Below are 22104 nucleotides of genomic sequence, written 5' to 3' on the forward strand. Positions count from 1 at the left end.
CCTTAGTATCTTGCTAAGGGCTTTTTGTCTAAATACTTGTTACAGCTTAATATACCGTTATTTCATACGCGCAATAAGTCTGTCTTTTTTAATGAAATGATGATACAAAGCAGCGCCAATATGAATTAACGTAAACGCAATAATCATTGGCCATATAATATCAGTATGTAAATCATTATAAAAACGCGCCAACCCTCTGTCTGGACTGACAAATACCGGAATTTGGAACAAGCCAAAAATATCAACAGGTCGACCACCGTAGACAGTCATCAATAGTCCTGCAAGTGGCATCACAATTAACAGTGCGTAGAGCGCAAAGTGTGACAATTGCGACATCAATAATTGCCATTTTGGCATTGGTACTGGTGGTGGTGCTTTGTTAAACAGTCGGTTGATCACTCGTGCAATCATCCAAAACAATAAGCTAATTCCAAAAGCTTTATGTAGTCCAATATATATATTACTATCGGAATTGTTGTGTAGAAACATCATGACCCATGTTACTACCAGTAAAATTGCGCTAACCCAATGGAACAGGCGGCTACTCGCTGACCACTTTTGTACGTTTGAATTATTACTATTCATAAAACATTCCATGCCGTTAGATTCTGACACTACTGACCTATTAAGATCACTTTATTAAATAGCTCAAACCATACCTTTAAAACATATTTTTCACAACCATTTGTGCAAATCAGTTTAACGCTTTCAAAAAAGTTACGTCTTATCTATCGATCTTATGTAGTTGAACGCATCCAATCTAGTAGAGACTTGTTAATCATTTAAATCGATCAGTTGGTGAGCGATTTTATCCAAATCTGGTATCAAATAAGTCGTGTCATTGATAGTAACTGTCAGAAACATATAAGAGGTAATAATATTTTCTTTAAATTGGCTACTTACTGCCCTCTCCTCTTGCTCATTACTGGTAGCGTTATTATTGTCTATAGAGACTTGTAGATAATGTTCAGGTAACTCAGCATCTTTGACTTCTGAAATACTGACTTTCATGTGATGTAAGTTTCCTGCTGTTTGTAGTGCAAATCGATGAGCATTGGTATTGCCTTCTAACACAATGGTTTTATTAATAGGCTGTTCGTGTGGTAGCAAATGAAATACTGCGACTTCTTTTTGTTCCCATTGGTATGTCCATACGCGCTCATTGGAGTCATCAACACTTAAAATTAAACTGCTTGGAATGATCCAGTCCGGCTGGTTTGCAGCAGGAATGATAGTAACTTCAAGCATACCATTATCAGTCGTCAATAGACTGACAGCTTCAAATGAATGTTTTATAATCTGGCTCATACATCGCTCACTGTAAATGAAGGTGAAATAATACTCGCTGTCATCTCGCTAATATAATTGGTAAGTTTTTGGGCAAGTAGTTCAGGACTACCAATAAATTGACAGTGACCAGAATCAATAATGGCTTGTGGTTGACTAGGACAAACGCTTGTACTTGGATTTTGTGCCCATAGCTGGCTATTGTTACCTTGAATTAAATCTAAATATTGGGAACCATCCTTGCCCATACCAGAAAATATAATGCTCACAAGATCACTACCATAAACGTCACTGGTATTTTGAAGCAATTGACCAATACCAGGCTTATATTCTCCTGACCATGTTTGCTCCGTTAATATGACTCGACCATCTGAGTCACATACAATCTGTCGATCGATGGGTGCAATCAGACAATGTCCTGTACGCAGGCGCTGAGTCGTCGTAATCACTTGACAGCGCCAGTTGTTGTGACGATTTAATATTCGAGGCAGTGTCTCTATCATATTTTGATTAAAATGGTGCGCAAGTAAAATGCAAATAGGTAGCGTGGGCGATAAGTTATCCAAGAATGTCTTGACTGCATGGGGGCCACCCATAGACGCTCCTAAAAACACCACATAACGCCAAGGCGCAGGATTATTATCAATCAATGGACTATCTAACAATGCTGGTTTGTTCAATAACTTAGCCAATTTACGTTTCAATTTGCGCTGCCATTTTGCATAATGCTGCATCTCATTTAGGTATGGTGCTGGGCTAAACCCTACAAGAACTGTAATAGATTGAGATGCCGTAATAAAACTGGCTATGTCATTATCATAATCGCCATCAATCAACCAAATATCGATTTGAACGCTATGTAATTTACTCTTATCTTGCAACTGTTGCCGTGATAAGCAATCGATTAAGGTAAAGCCTAAACTACGTACGGTATCAGTAAAAGCCAAGCGCTGATGTTGATGCTCTGCAACCACTATTACTTTGATGTCTTTATTATCTTTATCAATAATATTAGACATATAGGTTTTATCCATCATGACTTAAGCTTATCTTTTGACCAAGTAATATTTGCATTCTATTTAGTAGTTCAGTCTCTTGGAATGGTTTACCCATATAATCGTTTACCCCAATATCTAAAGCGCGTTCGCGATGCTTTTCACCAGTACGCGAAGTTATCATAATGATTGGAATATCGCGCAAACGTTTATCGAACCTTACCTGTGTCGCTACTTCAAAACCGTCCATACGTGGCATTTCGATATCTAATAAGATTAAATCCGGTATGGTCTCTTGTAAGATTTCAATCGCATCAACGCCATCTTTTGCAAGAGCCACATTGATGCCTTGACGCTCAAGTAAACGTGACGTGACTTTTCGAACCGTCACAGAGTCATCAACCACAAGTACCGTAACTGGTGTGTCCACACCGCTGCGTTCAAGCTTCGGCGCTTGAATCGTATTTTGCGTCGATGCATTACGCATTAGCGCAATAAGGTCTAAGATCAACATAACTGACCCATCACCCATAATAGTTGCAGCCGAAATACCTGCCAGATGCGACAACTGACGGCCAAGTGGCTTTAACACAACTTCGATACGAGAGCCTGCAATTTGATCAACTTGCAGCGCCATTTTTTGACCAGTACGGTTTTTAATCACGATAAGCGGTAAGCTGGTATTGGTACTGACCATCAACTCATTAAGCTTACTACCAGATAAGATTTCATTTAGATAACGGACTCGGTAATCCTCATCTTCGATGTGTAAAGTAGTATCACCAGACGCATAATAATCGTATAGATTTTCTGGATTCACTCGTATTACTCGCTCAATCTGTACCAGAGGTATGGCATAGTAACGATCTGCTGCACGTACTACCAAAGCATCAGATACAGCTACTGTCAGTGGCAAACGTATGATGAATCGTGACCCTCTACCTTCTTCAGATGTGACGGTTACCATACCGCCTAACTGACGAATCTCACTGATGACCACATCCATCCCTACACCGCGCCCCGAGATTTGGGTGACTTGCTGGCTAGTCGTCAGACCAGCATTAAAGATATACTGAATAATATCTAGATCAGTCAGACTGTTATCATTTGCATCAATTAGACCTTGAGCAATTGCTTTGTTTCGAACTGCCTCAACATTGATACCGCGACCGTCATCACTCAGATTAATGACAACCTCACTACCTTCACGTAGGACTTCTAAAGTGATATGACCGCTACGGCTTTTACCAGCTGTTAGACGAGTTTGAACATTTTCAATACCATGATCGACTGCATTACGCAACATATGCTCTAGTGGAGAGGTGATGCGCTCTAGAATGGTTCTGTCCATTTCGTCATCAGCATTGATGACTGTCAACTCTACCGACTTGTTAAGCTCATTAGCAGTTTGACGCACAATACGTTCAAGGCGCGGTGTTACACGTGTAAATGGCACCATGCGAGAATTCATTAACCCATCTTGCAATTCAGTTTGGGTACGCGATAGTTGCAACAGTAAACCCTCACTATCACGTGTCTTCTCTAGCATAGTACTGTTAATTTCAATCAAATCAGAAGCTGATTCTGTGAGCGACTTAGATAGCTGGTTTAATGAAGAGTACTGATCCATCTCTAATGGGTCAAAGTCTTCATTGTTCACCAGTTCATCATCGTCAATCTGCGACAAGATTTGCGCTTCAAGCTCAATCTCCATCCGACGTAACTGATCTGCCAAGCGTTGGACGGTAGTGCCCATCTCCTCAATACTATTGGTTAAGCTACTTATACCCATATCAATACGTGCACGGTTGATTGCTGACTCACCCGATAGGTTAATCATATGTTCAATCAAACCACCTGAGATACGAATCATCTCGTTGCTACCCGTGCTTTGCTCTTGTTCTGCAAAGCTACCCGCCATAGATGGCATCTCTTTTAAGTTTTCGACTACACGACCTGACTGTTGTAGCATTTTGGCTGCTAAAATCATACTACGCTGAGATTGTAGGGTCTCATTAGGAATATGTTTTAAGTCATCAGGATTTTTGCTGAACTGCTTTAGTGCCAAGATTAATTCGTTAGGTGTTGGCGGATTGACCTGTTGCTTTAAGATAAACACTGCGTCAGCCAACCAATCATGACAGTCGGTCAATAGTTGTGAAATCATTTTGGTCGCAGGCTTTCTTAAGATAGCCAACTCTTCGTATACTGTTTCCATCTCATGCGCAAGATCAGCGATACCATTTGCCGCCACCATGCGTGCGCCACCTTTAATGGTATGTAAATCTCGTTGCAAAGCTTGCAATGCTGCCACGTCACTGACGTTGCCTAAAAACAGCTGCAAATACTTGTTACTACTAACAACTATCTCATCTGCCTCTTCTAAAAAGACTTCTAAAATATCAGGATCTGGCAGACCATCTGTCCAAGACTCAGCAATGATGCTATCCAAACTGACAGTATCAGAAGCTTGCTCGCTCTCTTGAGGAATGTCTTCCGTTTCATTTAAGTCATTATTATTATGGTTTTGGAGCGCTGGTAAAACCAAAGTAATGGCTTTTGGTAGTTGATCGCTACGTTCAAACCCTTGTAACTGTTCAATAAGATCATTAGCAAAGAATGCCTCTTGATAGCGCACAACATAATCAATCTGTAAAGACAGAGTATCTTGTACCATTTGCATGATGGTTAGCCATTGTGCAGTTGGGTGCAAACGTTGTTCAATAAACGCTTCATAAATACTTTCCGCCTCGTGCGTCAGGTCACCAATACTACGGATACCTGCCATGCGTGCACCACCCTTGATGGTGTGCAGATGACGCTGTAATACTTTTAACGCCGCCATGTTGCCACTATCAGCGCGCCATTTGCTAAAGGACTGAGCGATGGCACTATCAAGCTCTTGTGCTTCTTCTAAAAATATCTCCAACAACTCAATATCGGTATCGATTGCTTCAAGTTGTAAGGTATCGGCCTGTATGCTTTTTACCGTCGTTGACTCATCAATCTCTGTTTCTTGTGTTTCTTGATGACCTATCAAACGATCATTTGAAACGTTTGAGCTAACTTCATCATCTACTGTACCAATCGCATGTAAGTCCTGGAGTACTTGCTGATCAACTTTTAGGGACATACTACCTGCTAAAGCGTCGAACAAGCCTATTAACTGGCGATGACCTGCAAATAATATTGTCTGTATTTTAGCGTTATAAGCTGCTTCAATATTATTATTAAGATAGCTATACACTGAGTTTAAAGCTGCTAATAACGAGGTAAATTTTGGCGATTCTTTCGTCTGACTTGTCAACTGACGGATTTGTTCAATTTGCTTTTGAACATAGCTTTGGACTTGCTCAATACTGCCATTATTTAATGCTTCACCTAGCTCCCACTCAGCATTTAGTAAGGTATCAACGTCTGTCTCTAATAGCTTGGCCACGCTTAATTTATTATCTATTAATGTATGCGTGGCATTAGATTCATCTAATATTTTTTGCAAAGACACTAGGTCTTCTTTATTTTGCAGATGCTCATCAGTAAGATCTTGCTCCAAACTTTGCTGGTAAGCGTCCAGATATCCTTCAATTAATTTTACTGATTGAGCTAACGCTTGCAAGTGATGGGCACTCATTGGCGTATCATAGTTTTGTAGCTGCTCTAAGCTATGCTCTATGTTTGCACTAATTTCACTAATCGCAGTAAGTGCACTAGAGCCAGAAGCCGCTCGCAAAGTATGGAAGGCGCGTACGATTTCATCTGTGACTTCAATATGTTCCTCACCATCGTGAGCTGTGACAAAATCATTGATGTCCTGTAATAATGACCGAGCCTCTTCAACGAATATTTTATAAAAAGTTTGTTCCTCAGCACTTTGCGGGGTTATTACTACTGGTGCCTCTGCCATCATCTCATTTATAGAATGAATGGTCTCTAGTATGTCGTCGTTACCATCATCTCCATACTTTTTATCACTACTATCAGCGAGTTTATCGTCATTTATGCTAGTATCGTTTTGGCTATCTACGAACCACTCTTTGCGCAAGTTTACATAACTAAATTTATCACCATGCTTTTTACTATATGCATTGGCACAAGCTACCCACAGAATTACTATCGCTGGGTAGTCCTCATTGTGATGCTCATTATTGTTAGCAAACGTTTTGATCAAGTCTGGATAAGTGGCTAAAACATCAGTCACCAGTTGTATAATATCTGTAGACACGGCAATAGTATGGTCCAAAATACGATTAAGCATATCTTCGATAGACCAAGCAAGCTCACCGGTATAGTATGCGCCAACCATACGTCCTGAGCCTTTCAAGGTATGGAAACCTCGACGTACTTCTTTTAAACCTGTTAAGTCAGAAGGTACTAGACGCCACTGTTCGTATTTTGGTGTAATTTCATCCAATACCTCTTCTGCTTCTTCAATAAAAATCTCTTTAATTTCTGGATCACTATCTTGAGCATCAATAGGTAATTGTTGTGCTTGTTGTATAAAAGGTTCAAGAACGGTAGGAATGCTTTGTTTGTTTGTTTGAGCATCGTTTGCTTGAGCATTGTTTGATAGCACAACGCTATCTGATATAGTTTCTTGAGGCTCAGAAATAAATTCGTTCGATGCAGTATTATACGGGTTTATCATGTTTTGCTCGTCGGTTGACGCTGACTGAATCTTTTTTTGATGATCAGATGCTAATAAACCTGACTCTACAGATATATCCAAACCAGCAGATAATGACTTTCCTGCTAGTAGGTTGCTACTTTGCACGATAGTAATAACAGGATCGGTACTAGGCTCTTGTAATGCTGCAAAATCTGCGACCAGCACTGATAGATGCGCAGTTGTTTGAGTCACTAACGTAACCACGTCTTCGGTGACTGCTATAGTCTTATCTAAAACTCGATTTAGCAAATTCTCAATCGCCCATGCCATCTCACTAACAGTAAAAGCTCCTACCATACGTCCTGAGCCTTTCAACGTATGAAAGCCGCGGCGCACTTCGGTCAATGGCGACAAATCTTGGGTATCTTGTTGCCAGATAGGTAAAAGCTCTTTTAAGTCAGTAAGTACGTCTCCTGCTTCCTCAATGAAGATATCGCGAATCTCTTCATCCATATCAAAGTTGTCAGGTTTTACTTGCGTACGTGCAGCTTGCAGCTCTTTACTGTCGCGACTGATAGCATTCATCTCTTTTGTAGCACTTACTTGGACATCAGCCTCATCGTCTGATACGTCTTTATTCAGCACCTCATCAGTAGGCTCAATCTCACCACTATCATCATAGCGGACAACATTGGATAAAATTGGCTCATTAGGTGTAAAAGCAGGTACTACCGTATCAGGCGCTGCTATTAAGGCATCTACCAATCTTTGTGCCTGTTCTATATGCTCATTAGCTTGCTGCAATAAAGGACGATCAAATACTTGCTGGGCAAGATAATCTAGTAATAGCTCAATCGCTGTCAAGCTCTCCGCTAAAGATTGTGTCAGATTCCAGCTGATATTTTTTATTTTGTGGGTTTCTAATTTAGCAAATACCTCTGCAAGCTTATCACTAACTGTCTGTACCGACGTCAAACCCATCTCTTTAAAAGCATCACTAATCTTGGCAAAAGCGGTGGCTGTTGGTAATAGATAGGTTTGCTGCTGATATACATAGTCGTTAAAGTTATACTTTAGGTCTTCGACTGCAATACGTAGCTGGCGTAAATTGTCATTAGTGAAGGCGGTAGACTTTACAGCGTTCGCTTCGATAGCGGTATTATCAGAAGTAGCTAATGTCACAAAAGACGCTTTATCGCCAATTTTGGTATGAATAGATTGTTCAGTGTTATAAATAGCACTGTGTAACTCTTGGAGCTGATATTCAATCTGCTCACTTACTTCTGCAAATGATGACTCTGACATCATATTATTTTTGATGTCGCTCAAAGCTTGTCTAACTTGCGCCTCGTAGCGAGACCAACCACGACACTCAAGTTGTCTTTGAAGTTGCTGCAAAGGAGCTATAACTGTATGTGGGTTATTGAGACCCAAAATTATAGACTCAAGCTCAACCAATATGCGTGGTAAAAAACGTAATGTAGATTCGCTAGATTTTGATAAATGACTTAATAAACCATGAGTTTGCTCATTAATATCTTCAAGACCGCTGATTTGTATATAGATATCAGCTATTAAACCTTCGATATCTTCATGAGCTATTTCTATATTTTCATTTGTTTTAGACGTTGTCAGAGTAGAGTCTGTATTACTGATTGACGTAACATCTGACTGCTTACTTACATCAACAGCCTGCTGATATCGGTTATCTAAGACCTCGTCTAACTGTGACAACAGCTGCGCATAAATAGCTGGCAAGGGTAATGAATTGTCCGCTAGGTTACTTAACCAAAGCTCTGTCAAAAACCATAAACGTTGTTGAGCATCAGCATTATTTGTATGCTGTAAGCTGACAGCTTGCCATAAGTAATGACTAACTTTTTTTAAACTGAGTAAGACAGTTGCATCATTGGTATTAATGGCCAGTAATTGCTGGACTTGTTGACGCCATACCAGTAATAACTGTTTATATTGTTCAGGTAATAAGGAAGATAAAAAAGAGCTACTTGACGTTGTAACGTTAGGTACGGCTACCTCTATCGTTTGGGTAAGAAAGTGATGATTATCGTCAGCTGAGATGCTGTTTAGCGGTAGACTATTATCTGCTGCTATATTTTGTTTTGGTAACAAATGCGTAAGTTTATTAATCGTTCTATCAATAAGAGCACTTCGATAACTCCCTGTCTGAACATATTGAGTCAGCTCATATTGCAACAATTGATGAGCAAATTGCCCTACTCGGAAGTATTGAGCATTCAATAGCGTTCCACTGCTTGTACCATAGGCTAACAAGCTAAGTCTTGCAGCCAAAGTAGCCAATTGAGGCAAATTAGCCATTATCAAGGCACCACTAATCTCGTGGTAATGTCTTCCTATACGCTTAAAATCAGGATAAGTATCTAACTGCCAGTCTTCAGCCACTAGTGACAACTGTTGATCAAAAAGTGGGAGAAGCCATTCTAGCGTCACCATTTCATTTGGCTGGTTTTTCATAGGATTATCCTAACTCGTTTATGCACTAATTTTTTGCCATGCATTAACCTGTGGATGGGCAATGCGGCGCATATTTGAAGGTCGCCAAAACAGCGCCTCTCCTGGAGCCAATATGATATAACCGCCTAGCGCACACTGTGCAGACAGTCGTGTCAAAATATCGCGTTGATCAAACTGTCGAAAATATATTAATACGTTTTGACATACAATCACTTGCTGCAGATGCAAGGTCGCTAAACCTTGAGTAAAAATATTGTGCCAGATAAAGCTAACTTGTTCATGCAACTCTGGTACTACTCGCCAATACGCTGAACTCTCATTAGGTAGCAGTTTATCAAGATGTAATTTAGGCAATGCTTGACTTGTGGTGGAAGCTTGGTACTGAGGTGTCGCTTGTATATCGTTTTGATCAGTGACGGCTAATGATTGCGTAAAATGCTGATACGTTGACGGAATGAGCTTTCGTTGACGCTGATCGTATTGTCCTTTACGTGCTTTAGTGAGTGCTTTTCGGCTGACATCTGAGCCTAACAACATATAGTTTGAGATGTTTTTAGCCGCTAGACTCATAGCTAATGACCATACTTCTTGACCTGTAGCACAGCCAACACTCCATATACGAAACACTCCCCTACTACTATCGACACCACTCTTAACACTATCACTAGAATAGTCTTCAATCGTGTTTTGTGTCAGCTGAGCACAATACTGTTTTGCCAGCGATGTTATAAACTCTATTGAGGGTTCATGACGAAAAAAACGACTTTCAGGAATAAGTACAGTATCAAGTAACTGTTGGTTCAATTTGCTATTTGTTTGTACAGCATCCCAAAGCTCTGCTACAGACAAATTATTTTCAGTAGCTGTGGTTTCAATCGCATTTAATAACCATTGAGATTGCTCTTTTGGCAAGACAAAACCAATTTCTTGTTCTATATAGCGTTGCCACTGAACAACTGCGATTGGTCTATCTTTTAAGCGAAAAAGAGGCGACTCGCTTTTTTTTGAGTGGTTGCGCTTCAAATGACTGAGCTCAAAATTACTGGATCTTAAGCCATTGGCTTTATGTAGATCAGTATCTACGTTAGAGGTATTAAATGCCATTTATCTTTATCTACGCCATGGCAGAAGTATGATTTTGAAAGTCTTCTTCATAATCGTGCAACTGCTCGTTGTCATCAGATAGCTTAAAGCCTGTTACTGACTCTTGAAGTGCCGCCGCCATTTCGCTCAGCTCACCAACTGAACGTGCCGTTGCCATCGTCCCTGATGAGGTTTGTGATGTAATATCTTGAATAATATTCATCGCATTAGAAATATGACCAGCGGATTCTGCCTGTTGCTGCGCCGCGTTTGAGATGTTTTGAATCAAATCGGCCAAAGTATTAGAAACACTTTGCACTTCTTCTAGCGCTTCTCCAGCGTCTTTTGCCAAACGTGCTCCGCGTACAACTTCTGAAGTCGTTGTTTCCATCGACATAACTGCTTCGCTAGTATCTGCCTGAATGGTCTTAACCAAGGTTTCAATCTGCTTAGTTGCATTTGCAGAACGCTCAGCTAAGCGCTGAACTTCATCGGCAACCACCGCAAAACCACGGCCAGCATCACCCGCCATTGACGCCTGAATAGCGGCGTTCAATGCCAAAACGTTGGTCTGATCAGCAATATCATTGATAAGACTTACAATATCACCAATCTCTTGCGATGACTCACCCAGACGTTTGATACGTTTTGAGGTTTCTTGAATCTGATCTCGAATAACGTTCATGCCTTCGATAGAGCGCTGTACCACATCGCCCCCATTATGGGCAATGGCAACTGAGCGCTGTGCAACTGACGCTGATTCGGTCGCATTTGTTGATACTTGATCAATCGATATTGCCATCTCATTAATCGCAGCGGATACACTAGCAATCTCTTGCGCCTGATGTTCAGAAGCTTCAGCAAGTTCGACAGCATTCATTTGGGTCTGCTCAGAAGATTGAGAGACTTTGTCAGCAGTGCTGTTAATAACCAAGACCAGCTGACGCAATTGGTCAATGGCAAAGTTTACTGAGTCAGCAATTGCACCAGTAAAGTCTTCAGATACTGTGGCATTCACAGTCAAATCACCTTCTGCTAAGTCACCTAGCTCATCAAGCAAACGTAGAATAGCCATCTGGTTACGTTCATTTTCTTCTTGAATTTGACGTGCGCGCTCAGATTCGGTTTCTGCTTCTTGGCGACGACGAAGGGTTTCTTTTTCGATTAATACTCGCTCAGTGCCCCCTTGCTGTTTTAATAGTTGAGAAAGCGCGTATATGACGCCAAGCAAACCTAGTAAAAATATAATGGCAGGCCACATCACACCAGTACGTGTCAAAATATCACGGTCAATACTGGCCAATCGTGCTTGAGTATTAGTAGCAAGCTCGCCTAAAGCACGTGCATTCTCACGCGACTCAATAGCGGGACTATTTAATGAAGCAAGCTCCTGTACAACAGGGGCAACTGCTGTATTGAAGGTTTCGGATATATCCTGTAACGCTGGTAATGAAGTCCCATAATTCTGCTGCTGTACTTCTAGCGTTTGAGCAAATAGCTCTGCTTGTTTTGCAAATTCTGCTGGTGTACCGTCGATACTACGAGTCAGTTTATCCATTTCAGTATGCAAACGCTCAGCGCGTAATGTCTGAGTCTGCATATCACTAATAGCTGCAACAGGTATATTGGCTGCGACTGCCTGCTCTATAACTTGACTATAATCACTTTGCATCTGTTTAGTAGCCGTAGCGACATTATCTTTTATGTCTTGTAGCGCATTGACATCGTTACGATGACTTAGTACATAGTCAATCTTTTCTTTATTGGCTTGCCATTCATTTTTAAGCTCACCAAAAACAGCCTTATTGTCGGTAGCGTTTTGTTGAGCTGAGATCAATGCTACTTGATAACGTTGCACATCGTTTTGTAAGGCATCATAAGCATTAGCGCTTACATCAGCATCACGCGAAAAAGTGGCATCATTAACGTTTTTTACAATGTTAGCTGCACTGACCTCTAACTGATTGACGTTACTTAAGTAGTTGCTTACCGTTGATAGCGTATTGATAAGCAAAATCAAACAAGCCACACTTACTAAAGTGAAAACCCCTAATAGTATCTTCCATATATTGTTATTAGGGCCTGATGTCTTTTGATTGATACCAGTTGCAGGGTTTTCTATAACATCACTCATTGCGCTCGTTCCTTTCAAACAGTCGTTTAAGTCATATCATGACTGACGTTGTTAATGATCATCGTCCAATGAAGGCTTCTATCTATCATTGGCAAAATTTCTATTAATAAAAACTTTTTTAATGCTGACATACCATCTTTAATGTCAGTCTTTATAACTTTTTTCTCTCTCCTAAGTTCTATAAACCTAGGAGCAGATATTGAGTGGTTACAGTTACCTACAAATATTGATTTATATCGCAGCATCAATATAGTCTAGATCTCGTGCTAGCATACTTGGCATAAAAACATACCAATCTTGACCATCTTTAGAGAATTTGCCATGGTTGTAAGCTGCAAATGGTGAGTCGCTATCAATGGCCTCAGCACGATACTGATCACGAGTAAACTGTTCGATACCAACGACTCTATCAACCAATAAACCCGAAAAAACCGAACTATGATCGATGACTATGACCTTACGATGACTTCTTTGCCAAGTCAGTGATTGGTAGCAGACGACCTCGGACGTTAGCAATACCAAGCATCCAAGACTTTACTAATGGCATACTGGTATATTCAGGCATGGCTAGTACCTCAGACACCTCCCCCATTGGGGCAATCAGTCGCTGACCACCGATTTCAAAGACTATGCCACGCCAATCATACACTTGCCCACCTTGACGACCACTACTACGTGCTCGGGCAAGATCAGCTAAGCGTAGAAGCTCGATAAAACCTTTGGAAGCCACAACTTACTCCGTTACTGTACGGATAATACGTACAAGCTCGTTTTCGTCTACTGGTTTGACCAGATATTCTCTAGCTCCTTGACGTTTGCCCCATACTCGATCAGTCTCCTGATTTTTGGTGCTGACAATTACGACAGGAATATGAGCCGTTGTCTTACCACGTGTGATTTTACGAGTTGCTTGAAAACCATTCATTTCAGGCATTACCACGTCCATTAACACCACATCTGGCAAGTATTCAGCAGCCATCAAGCAGCCTTTTTCGCCATTATTCGCTTCTAATATCTGAAAATTGTTTTTCGTTAGAATGTCGCGAAATTTTGCCATTTCGGATGGCGAATCGTCTATGACCAACACAGTTGTCATGGTTATTCCTTTTATTGTCGATTTTATCCGTACGGATAAGTTATTAGAGCAACTAAATAATGGGTTAAGTGATGTATTGCACTTTTCAAAATATTTGAACAAGTGATCACTGATTGTTGTCTATTGATGGTTGTTATATATTTGGGTTCGGTATCTTTTAAAATGAGTCAATACATATGACTTAAGAGCGATACTGATTGATCGTTTCAAACAGCTCATCTTTACTAAATGGCTTGGTGAGATACTCATCAGAACCAACGATGCGCCCTCGTGCCTTATCAAACAGTCCATCTTTAGAAGACAGCATAATGACAGGGGTACTTGCATAGTCAGGGTTGTTTTTGATCAGGGCGCAGGTTTGATAACCGTCAAGGCGTGGCATCATAATATCGACAAAAATGATGTCAGGATTATTATCAACGATCTTTGCAAGTGCATCAAAACCATCAATTGCAGTAACGACTTCACAGCCAGCTTTTTGTAGTAAAGTCTCAGCGGTACGACGAATGGTTTTTGAATCATCAATAACCATGACCTTTAACCCTTCAAAATTATTTTCCATTATTACTTTCCTATGAATAGATATTTATTCTTGACATGGTTGCTACTTACTATTCGACAAACCCTTACAAAACAAGAATCGCGTTAAGTAATCTCAGTAATTTTCTGACTAGTATTTGAGTCTGCTTTGTAACTATATTGTATAAATCAAGTATTTTACGCTCGTTTTAACATAGTCTACTCAAACTTTCTAATTATTCAGACCACGTATACAATAATTCGGATGATTAACATGACCAGTCTGTTTTATCTTAGATTGTCAGCATAACTCTGTGGTTCTACCTCATATATGTCATTGATAACTGTTATCTACTTAGATAGTAGTTATCGCACCTTTTAATCTTTCTCTATATAATAAAATAACGTTCACTATAGTGATTAATGACGATGCGTATAAGACTTCCTAACAACTGCAAGAACTGTGCCTTCTTATTAAGCACCTTACTTATAATTGCTTGCCAACCTCCCGCACCTATAGACAACCAACAGCCTAGCGAAAAAAAGGCGCAGGCAGATTCTCCTATTATCTTCAATGACGATAGTGTCACTATGGCGTCTGATTATATTTTGAGTATTAAACCCTCTCGCTATCAGCCAAGCCTTGGCCTACAAGGGGTGATCGAACCTACTAAGCAGTCACGTTTTGTCGCAGCACATGACATAATTGTGCAAAAGATATTGGTTTCAGAGGGGCAATGGGTAGAAGAAGACACTCCACTATTAATAGTAAAGCGTCAATTGTCTGCCGATACAGTCGGTAAGACTTCTGCATCTACTACTAATAATGAACAAGAAACTAAGGTTGCTACTAGCACGGCAGAACCACCCATTAATACAGAGCAAGAGCACGAGATAAGCGGTAATAATGAGAAGTCAGATAATAATGTAGCGTTAACAGAAGAAGATTTGGCTAATAATGATGAAACAGACCAAACTATAGATAGCAATACGGATAGACAAAACATTAGTGACGATCAAGACACAGCCATTGTAGAGCAAGCCATACCAACCAATCTACCAGCACAGTCTATTGTAGTACAAGCAAGCTTCTCTGGACGTGTGGATAAATTACATGTAAAGAATGCTCAACCAGTTGCTGCTCACACTCCTCTACTGCGTGTAAGCGACGATAAAAACTTGCGTTTTGTAGCAACGCTGCCTCTAAAAATGAAACCGCAACTGTCAGTTGGACAAACTGTAAATTTTACAGCCAAGAATTCATCAGAGAAGTTTGTTGGACAAATTGGAAAGTTAGCCACAAGTAATCAGCCTGGCAAGCTACGGGTTTATGTTCATGTCGTCAAAAACGAAGCCAGTCGTGATAAGCTCAAACCTGATATGCTCGTTTCTGGGCGTGTTGATTATGGACAGATAGAAGTCGGTACCATCGTGCCTGAATATGGTATTCACGATGCTGATCTCTCAGTACTAAAAAAGCCGCCCTATCAGTCGCTTGTACCAATCACTGCTAATGTCTGGATAATCAAACAAGATCAACGTTTAACTCGCCTGCCAGTAGAGGTAATCAAGTATGATCCTAGCACTGAGCAATACTTGGTTGCTGGTATCAGTAATGATAGCCTCATCTGCTTGGCAGACTTACCTATAAAATCAGTCGGTAAAAAGGTAATAGTTTCATAGTGATATTTGATTGAATACTCAAGTATTCCACCAGAAGTCACAGAACAAAATATCAGTCATTCTGTTTGGATTTGTACGTTACATTCTTATTAAATGTCGCTAAAAAAGCTACTTCACAAGTTATATCGATTATGTAGTGAGTTACATTGTGTAGAAATATTAACAAAGCATGTCTTGTGTGGTAAGGCCTAAGTTAGGCAAAATAGACTCAGTAACATTTGTATTGCTCATTTTTCTGATGATATGAATACATTATGGTAATACGTGTCTAAGAAAAATTAGAAAAATAACCATGACTACTAAAACAACAATTATTGAATAATGACCACCACTAAAGGACAGCTCATGAGTAAACATATCCTATTAATCGAAGACGATCCAGATTTGGCTGAATTGATTAGCGATTACCTAACGATGAACTATTACGATGTCCATCATGCAGGGCTAGGTCAAGAAGGTCTAGATATATTGGACACTAAAGAGCGTGATATTGATTTGGTCGTACTAGATTTGATGCTACCTGATATGGATGGGATGCAGGTTTGCCAGAAGATACGCGGCAACAAAAACAATATGACCAATAAAGTACCTATCATTATGCTGACCGCAAAAGGTGATACAACTGATCGGGTGTTAGGTTTAGAGATGGGTGCTGATGATTATATCGCTAAGCCTTTTGAACCTCGTGAATTACTGGCTCGTATCCGCGCTGTCGTTCGCCGCCACGAACAGCCTAATCAAGCTGACAGTCAGTCTGATAGCTTAACTTTTGGACGTTTGAGCGTGTTTCCTGATAGCCATGAAGTGACCATTGATGAGCAGCCAGTACGTTTGACCACTCATCAGTTCCAACTATTACACTACTTTGCGACGCATTCTGGTAAAGTGCTGAATCGTGAGCAGTTATGGCAGGCAATGCCAAACGATGATAGCTCTGATAACATTGATCGTGCAATTGATGTACATATCTCACGTTTACGCGCCTTAATTGAGGACAATCCGCGTCAGCCAAAACGCATTATTACTGTGCGCGGCGTTGGTTATCAATTTGCAACTGATCAAGTTTAATGATTTATCTGATGCGTCAAATCGGTTTGAGTAAACCATTAAAGTAATGACCAAATAAAAAATAGCCATCACGTCAACCGCGATGGCTATTGTTAGTCATTGATATAAGCGTTCGTTAATAGAGAGCATGTAATGCAGCAGTTGGGTTTTCGCTCCGTGTTTGCCAAACTATTTGCTAGTGTCATGCTGGCACTCGTTTTGTTTGCAGTCGCTATGGTGTTATTGACACAGCTTGTCCATGATAAGAATGCTGGTATTCGCTCTGAAGTGGTGGCAACCCAAATACTTGGACAAATTGATCCTTTTTTGCACGAATTGAATACAGCTGTTAGTAAGAATAATCGTTTGCAAGCGCGTTTTATGTTGGCAGTGGTCAAAAAGAGCTTTGATATCTTTGATGAATCATTGCAAGCGAAAATGGGACTGTACGACAGTCAAGGTCGCCTGCTCATGCAAACAGACAACAGCGATCTGCCCCTAGATTTGCCTGCAACGCCTTCACTATTGACGGTTATGTTCCCCTCTTTTTCAGAAACTCCTCCTACTCAACAGGCTCAGGTCTATAGTAGTACTGGCTATACGTTGCTGTATGAGTCACGACTATCGCCCAAAAAACCAGCATTGTCTGCAGCATTAAACTTGTTCACCGGAACGCTACTCCTACTTATGATTATGGCAGGCGTACTATGGTGGATCGCGCGTTCAATGACATGGCGCATCAATCACATGAGTCAGCAAATGAGTCAACTTGGTGACGGTGATTTCACTGTACGTGTCAATAGTCGCGGCAATGATGAGATTGCTTCGCTTGCCCACGGGTTTAACCAAGCAGCGCAAAAGATTGAACATCTGATTGATGCCAATAATTTATTGTTGGCCCATGCTTCGCATGAGCTGCGCACGCCCATTACCCGTATTCGTCTACAGATAGAGATGATGGATATGCTGGCAGGTTCGATGCCAAGTGATACAAAAGCAAAGTTTGATAAACGTGCCCAAGCGATCAATCGTGATTTGTCAGGGCTTAATGATTTGGTCGAAAGTATCTTGTTAGTAAGCCGACTTGATGCCGGACATGCGATGCAGCAGGTTGAGCGTGTAGACTTATATGACTTAGTAAATCAAGAGCGTCAGCATTATCCAGAAGCTACATTGATTGGCGAACATATTGTGATTGATGGTCAACCATCAATGCTGACCCATCTTATTCGCAACCTCCTAAATAATGCGATGTTGCATGGTGTTCCCCCAGTGACTATCTTGCTATATGGCGCGCAAACTTTCAACGAGGCAGACACCTTACCTGAATATTTATTAGATTCGCTAGTATGCAGTAGCTTTGCTGACTATGGTCACTCAAACTATGGCCACTCAAATTATGACAAACATATCGATGTAACAGAACAATCAATAGACGAGCAAAAAGATAACTCAATATTCACCCAGTCTGACGAGGAGATACCATCCGATGCGTCAGAACAGCCAGATGTCATACCAGCCCCTATTATCTTTAAAAATGGTGAAACGCTCGCTAGTCATGATGAAAAAAGTGATAAAAACAGCATCAATCACAATGAAGCTTGTCAATTGACAAATATATCTGATAACGGCAATAGTCAAAAACAGACAGCAGATATTTTAGCCCCCAGCAACAATAGCAAGATGCTTCCCAATGGTCATAGTAAACTTGCTTCTGATTTGACTGATAGAATTAAAAGAGTTATTTGGAATATCGTCCCAGAGTCACAAGAACAACATTTAATATCTGATGGGCTCAGTAACACTGGTGCCAAAGCTGCATCTCATAAGCGGATAACAGAAAAAACAAGCGTGGCTAGTACGAAAGAAAATTCAGCTAAAGCCAGTACTGGTAATAACAGTGACGCTAATACTGATAACCACAGTACCCCCCGTAAAGAAAGCTTATTTAAGAAACATCTCAAAAAAGTCAAACCAGAGGATGAGCGGCCATTACCAAAATATGCAGTACTCGCCGTTATCGATGAAGGTACTGGTATCCCAAAAGACAAGCGCGAAGAGATCTTTAGTCCGTTTGTACGCTTACAGCAAAAGAATAAAGGTTCAGGTCTGGGTTTATCACTGGTATCACAAATCGTCACGGCTCATCAAGGCCAAATTATTACCGATACTATTAATGGCCATACTAGGTTTTTGGTGGTCATTCCAGTCAAACATAATCTCCACAAAAACCATGACAATCATGATTAGACGCTACCAATCTAGCTATTGGCTCAAGCTTCCCAGCATGGCGGTATAGCCTGTTACTTGTTTGTCTTTATATTCTTCTAAGCACTAAAACTTTATTAATGTCCTTTGTGTGCAGACATCTGCTAACACTAATATCTATATCGTTATAAGCGGTTCTTGAATGTTCATATCCAAAACGTCCAGAAATATGCTATATTACTGCCCCTTATCATATAGCTATTGATATAGATTTGACGCTGTCATCTTGCAATAGTATATCGACACTATCACCGCTACCTTATTTACTAAACTTCGAGCATTCCATGAGCGATATGATCGTCCTACATGACGTGACCAAAAGCTTTTTAAGCGACCGATCCATAAAAGACAAAGATGGTAAGCCGCATTGGTTTACTGCGGTTGAACCGACTTCACTGTCTGTTCGACAAGGTGAAATCTTTGGTTTGATGGGCTATTCAGGTGCTGGTAAGTCTACCTTGCTACGATTAATCAATATGCTTGAGCGTCCTGATAGCGGTCAAGTCATCATTGATGGTACTGACTTGACGACGTTGTCCGCCAGTGATTTACGTATTGCGCGTCACAATATCGGTATGATTTTTCAACAATTTAACCTAATGGCCAATCGCACCGTCTTTGATAATGTGGCATTTAATTTGACAGTGTCAGGCTATCCTAGTCGTAATGTACGTAAACGTGTCATGGATTGTCTTGAGATTGTGGATCTAACTGATCGTGCAGGTCACTATCCTGCGCAGCTCTCAGGCGGACAAAAGCAGCGTGTCGGTATCGCGCGCGCGATTGCCCCAAGTCCGAAGGTTTTATTGGCAGATGAGCCAACCAGTGCGCTTGACCCTGCAACGACTCGCAGTTTGCTGACCTGTTTGCGCGACATTAATGACCAGCTTGGTGTGACTATCGTGATTGTCACTCATGAAATGAGCGTGATTCGTAGACTCTGTGATCGGGCCGCATTACTGCACCAAGGGAAGTTGCTTGAGGTTGCAGCGGTAACAGAAGGTCTGATTCAAGCAACCACTCCGATAGGCAAAGGCTTAGTCGTTGAAGATTAATGAGGTAAAATAAATAGATATGTTAACTGGTACTGAACTATCCGCCTCAGTAGATAAGCTGTATGCGCTGCGTAAAGAGATTTGGCAAGCATCGTTTGACACCTTTGTCATGCTTGGTATTTCGACCGCTGCTGCTGTTACGATTGGTGGGCTATTTGGAATATTTTTATTTTTATCTAGTGATCGACAGTTTTTACAAAACAAAGGACTGTATGCAATATTAGGCGGTATCACCAACTTTATGCGTGCTTTCCCTTTTGTCATTTTGATGATTGCCATGAGTCCATTTACCAAGGCGATTGTCGGTACTGGGATTGGTCCTATTGCGGCCTCTTTAGTCCTAGCCATTGCTGGCTCGTTCTACTTTGCCCGTTTGGTCGAGCAAAATCTGCGTGAAGTACCACGTGGGATTATCGAGGCGACTGAATCTATGGGTGCACGTCCTTTTACGATTATCAAAGTATTGCTCAATGAAGCAAGATCAGGACTGGTATTATCTGTCACCATTTTATGTATTAGTCTACTCTCTTATTCAGCAGCTGCTGGTATGATTGGTGGCGGTGGTTTAGGCGACTTAGCGATTCGTTATGGTTATTATCGCTATCAAACTGAAGTGATGATTTTTATCGTCCTTATGCTATCAATTATGGTCATCTCAATTCAAGCCTTTGGTAATTGGCTTGCGACTCGCTTGGACAAGCGTTAAGCCACTTTATAGAATACTTGACATTGCATCTGACTAGGTTTAATTTGACCGTCATCCAATTTTTTGTAAAAGCAGCATTACTATTCATAATGTTGCTTTTTTAATGGTTGTTTTACTATCTATCTTTTTATTGACTTGAGGAACTCTTATGAAATTAACAGATATTAGCCGTCAGTTGGCGACTGCATTTGCCGCTGTTGGTGTATCTAGCCTAGTGTTGGTCGGTTGTAATAACTCATCAGCGCCAGAAGCAAATAAAGAAGCTGTGACCGAAGGCACAACTGCCCAAACCGCGGCCAGCGATATCGATCCTGAGCACACAAAAATTGTCATTGGTACAACCGAAGGTGACTTTGCTGATATGGTACGCAATCAAGTCAAAGCCTCACTAGAAGAGCAAGGTTATGAAGTTGAGTTAATCGCTTTTACTGACTATGTCCGCCCTAACCTTGCACTGGCTGAAGGCGATTTGGACATCAACATCTTCCAGCATAAGCCTTATCTTGATACCTTCAAAAAAGAAAACAATCTTGATCTGGTCGAAGTTTTTCAAGTACCAACTGCACCGCTCGGTATTTATTCAGGCAAAAAGAACACTCTTGATGAGGCTTATAAAGGCATGAGCGTCTCAGCACCGAATGATCCAAGCAACTTTGCTCGCGCTTTGGTGATGATGGATGACCTTGGTTGGATCACGCTAAAAGACAACATCGATCCACTGACAGCTTCAAAGACTGACATCGCTGATAACAGTAAGTATGATATCGATATTGTTGAGTTAGAAGCTGCCCAGTTGCCACGCGCTCGTGACGAAGTAGACTTTGCTGTGATCAATGGTAACTATGCAACTGATGCTGGTATTGAGCTGACCGAAGCGTTGTTCCAAGAGCCAAGCTTTGCTTATGTCAACTGGTCGGCGATTAAATCAGCTGATGCTGGTAAAAAATGGGTGGAAGACGTTACCAACGCTTATAACTCAGAAGCATTCAAAAAGTATGCTCATGATACTTTCCCAGGCTACAAATATCCAAAAATCTGGGATGCTAATACTGCACCAGCTTCCGAAACGACTACAACCACTACCTCTGTAGACGCAGAAGCAGCACAATAATTTAAAATGTAACTCTGTCTT

16 protein-coding genes are annotated in these 22104 nt (G+C 40.9%); 6 read left to right on the forward strand and 10 right to left on the reverse strand.

Going from position 1 to position 22104, the window contains the following annotated elements:
* Positions 1-57 precede the first annotated feature (57 nt).
* The 10 genes from PENNN9_RS09580 to pilG form a co-directional block, all read right to left on the reverse strand.
* Positions 58-585, reverse strand: a complete 528-nt coding sequence (locus PENNN9_RS09580; protein WP_058369470.1) for a cytochrome b — start codon at positions 583-585, stop codon at positions 58-60.
* Between the two features lie 189 nt (positions 586-774).
* On the reverse strand, positions 775-1308 hold the full coding sequence (locus PENNN9_RS09585) for a hypothetical protein (RefSeq protein ID WP_058369471.1): 534 nt from the start codon (positions 1306-1308) through the stop codon (positions 775-777).
* Positions 1305-2306, reverse strand: a complete 1002-nt coding sequence (locus tag PENNN9_RS09590; protein ID WP_058369479.1) for a chemotaxis protein CheB — start codon at positions 2304-2306, stop codon at positions 1305-1307. The genes PENNN9_RS09585 and PENNN9_RS09590 overlap by 4 nt, the downstream gene beginning before the upstream one ends.
* Positions 2307-2313: 7 nt before the next feature.
* Positions 2314-9381 (reverse strand): Hpt domain-containing protein, encoded by a 7068-nt coding sequence (locus PENNN9_RS09595; RefSeq protein ID WP_058369472.1) that lies wholly within the window; start codon positions 9379-9381, stop codon positions 2314-2316.
* Between the two features lie 18 nt (positions 9382-9399).
* Complete coding sequence (locus tag PENNN9_RS09600) at positions 9400-10485, reverse strand: CheR family methyltransferase (protein WP_082638064.1); 1086 nt, start codon at positions 10483-10485, stop codon at positions 9400-9402.
* Positions 10486-10495: 10 nt separating this feature from the next.
* Entirely contained in the window at positions 10496-12598 is a 2103-nt protein-coding gene (locus PENNN9_RS12835) for a methyl-accepting chemotaxis protein (RefSeq protein WP_197409096.1), read from the reverse strand.
* A 231-nt stretch (positions 12599-12829) separates the two neighbouring features.
* A complete protein-coding gene (locus PENNN9_RS13115; RefSeq protein ID WP_227511785.1) occupies positions 12830-13114 on the reverse strand; it encodes a hypothetical protein in 285 nt (94 codons plus the stop codon).
* Complete coding sequence (locus PENNN9_RS13120; protein WP_227511786.1) at positions 13056-13328, reverse strand: chemotaxis protein CheW; 273 nt, start codon at positions 13326-13328, stop codon at positions 13056-13058. Before PENNN9_RS13120 ends, PENNN9_RS13115 begins: the two co-directional genes overlap by 59 nt.
* Positions 13329-13331: 3 nt before the next feature.
* Complete coding sequence (locus PENNN9_RS09615; RefSeq protein WP_058369473.1) at positions 13332-13694, reverse strand: response regulator; 363 nt, start codon at positions 13692-13694, stop codon at positions 13332-13334.
* Between the two features lie 181 nt (positions 13695-13875).
* Positions 13876-14256 (reverse strand): twitching motility response regulator PilG, encoded by a 381-nt coding sequence (gene pilG / locus PENNN9_RS09620; protein WP_058369474.1) that lies wholly within the window; start codon positions 14254-14256, stop codon positions 13876-13878.
* A 386-nt stretch (positions 14257-14642) separates the two neighbouring features.
* Here pilG and PENNN9_RS09625 point away from each other — a divergent pair, with 386 nt between their 5' ends.
* The 6 genes from PENNN9_RS09625 to PENNN9_RS09650 all read left to right on the forward strand — a co-directional run bounded on the left by PENNN9_RS09625 (position 14643) and on the right by PENNN9_RS09650 (position 22083).
* Complete coding sequence (locus PENNN9_RS09625) at positions 14643-15896, forward strand: HlyD family efflux transporter periplasmic adaptor subunit (RefSeq protein ID WP_156410093.1); 1254 nt, start codon at positions 14643-14645, stop codon at positions 15894-15896.
* Positions 15897-16241: 345 nt separating this feature from the next.
* On the forward strand, positions 16242-16964 hold the full coding sequence (locus PENNN9_RS09630; protein WP_058369475.1) for a response regulator transcription factor: 723 nt from the start codon (positions 16242-16244) through the stop codon (positions 16962-16964).
* 132 nt (positions 16965-17096) lie between these two features.
* Positions 17097-19193 (forward strand): sensor histidine kinase, encoded by a 2097-nt coding sequence (locus PENNN9_RS09635; RefSeq protein ID WP_058369476.1) that lies wholly within the window; start codon positions 17097-17099, stop codon positions 19191-19193.
* Positions 19194-19495: 302 nt separating this feature from the next.
* The gene (locus PENNN9_RS09640; RefSeq protein ID WP_178379336.1) at positions 19496-20266 is read left to right on the forward strand and encodes a methionine ABC transporter ATP-binding protein; all 771 of its coding nucleotides are present in this window, start codon (positions 19496-19498) and stop codon (positions 20264-20266) included.
* 19 nt (positions 20267-20285) lie between these two features.
* Positions 20286-20972, forward strand: coding sequence for a methionine ABC transporter permease (locus PENNN9_RS09645; protein ID WP_058369477.1), 687 nt, complete (start codon positions 20286-20288; stop codon positions 20970-20972).
* Positions 20973-21120: 148 nt separating this feature from the next.
* Positions 21121-22083 (forward strand): MetQ/NlpA family ABC transporter substrate-binding protein, encoded by a 963-nt coding sequence (locus PENNN9_RS09650; RefSeq protein WP_058369478.1) that lies wholly within the window; start codon positions 21121-21123, stop codon positions 22081-22083.
* Positions 22084-22104: the final 21 nt, after the last annotated feature.

Origin of the sequence: Psychrobacter sp. ENNN9_III (genome assembly GCF_001462175.1) — a bacterium.
Lineage (GTDB): Bacteria > Pseudomonadota > Gammaproteobacteria > Pseudomonadales > Moraxellaceae > Psychrobacter.

Excerpts from the sequence above, each read along its gene's own strand:
- PENNN9_RS09615 (WP_058369473.1), bottom strand. The coding sequence starts at position 13,694 with ATGACAACTGTGTTGGTCATAGACGATTCGCCATCCGAAATGGCAAAA.
- PENNN9_RS09625 (WP_156410093.1), top strand. The coding sequence starts at position 14,643 with ATGCGTATAAGACTTCCTAACAACTGCAAGAACTGTGCCTTCTTATTA.
- PENNN9_RS09600 (WP_082638064.1), bottom strand. The coding sequence starts at position 10,485 with ATGGCATTTAATACCTCTAACGTAGATACTGATCTACATAAAGCCAAT.
- PENNN9_RS09580 (WP_058369470.1), bottom strand. The coding sequence starts at position 585 with ATGAATAGTAATAATTCAAACGTACAAAAGTGGTCAGCGAGTAGCCGC.
- PENNN9_RS09590 (WP_058369479.1), bottom strand. The coding sequence starts at position 2,306 with ATGTCTAATATTATTGATAAAGATAATAAAGACATCAAAGTAATAGTG.
- PENNN9_RS09585 (WP_058369471.1), bottom strand. The coding sequence starts at position 1,308 with ATGAGCCAGATTATAAAACATTCATTTGAAGCTGTCAGTCTATTGACG.
- PENNN9_RS09650 (WP_058369478.1), top strand. The coding sequence starts at position 21,121 with ATGAAATTAACAGATATTAGCCGTCAGTTGGCGACTGCATTTGCCGCT.
- PENNN9_RS09635 (WP_058369476.1), top strand. The coding sequence starts at position 17,097 with ATGCAGCAGTTGGGTTTTCGCTCCGTGTTTGCCAAACTATTTGCTAGT.
- PENNN9_RS09645 (WP_058369477.1), top strand. The coding sequence starts at position 20,286 with ATGTTAACTGGTACTGAACTATCCGCCTCAGTAGATAAGCTGTATGCG.
- pilG (WP_058369474.1), bottom strand. The coding sequence starts at position 14,256 with ATGGAAAATAATTTTGAAGGGTTAAAGGTCATGGTTATTGATGATTCA.
- PENNN9_RS09640 (WP_178379336.1), top strand. The coding sequence starts at position 19,496 with ATGAGCGATATGATCGTCCTACATGACGTGACCAAAAGCTTTTTAAGC.
- PENNN9_RS09595 (WP_058369472.1), bottom strand. The coding sequence starts at position 9,381 with ATGAAAAACCAGCCAAATGAAATGGTGACGCTAGAATGGCTTCTCCCA.
- PENNN9_RS12835 (WP_197409096.1), bottom strand. The coding sequence starts at position 12,598 with ATGAGTGATGTTATAGAAAACCCTGCAACTGGTATCAATCAAAAGACA.
- PENNN9_RS09630 (WP_058369475.1), top strand. The coding sequence starts at position 16,242 with ATGAGTAAACATATCCTATTAATCGAAGACGATCCAGATTTGGCTGAA.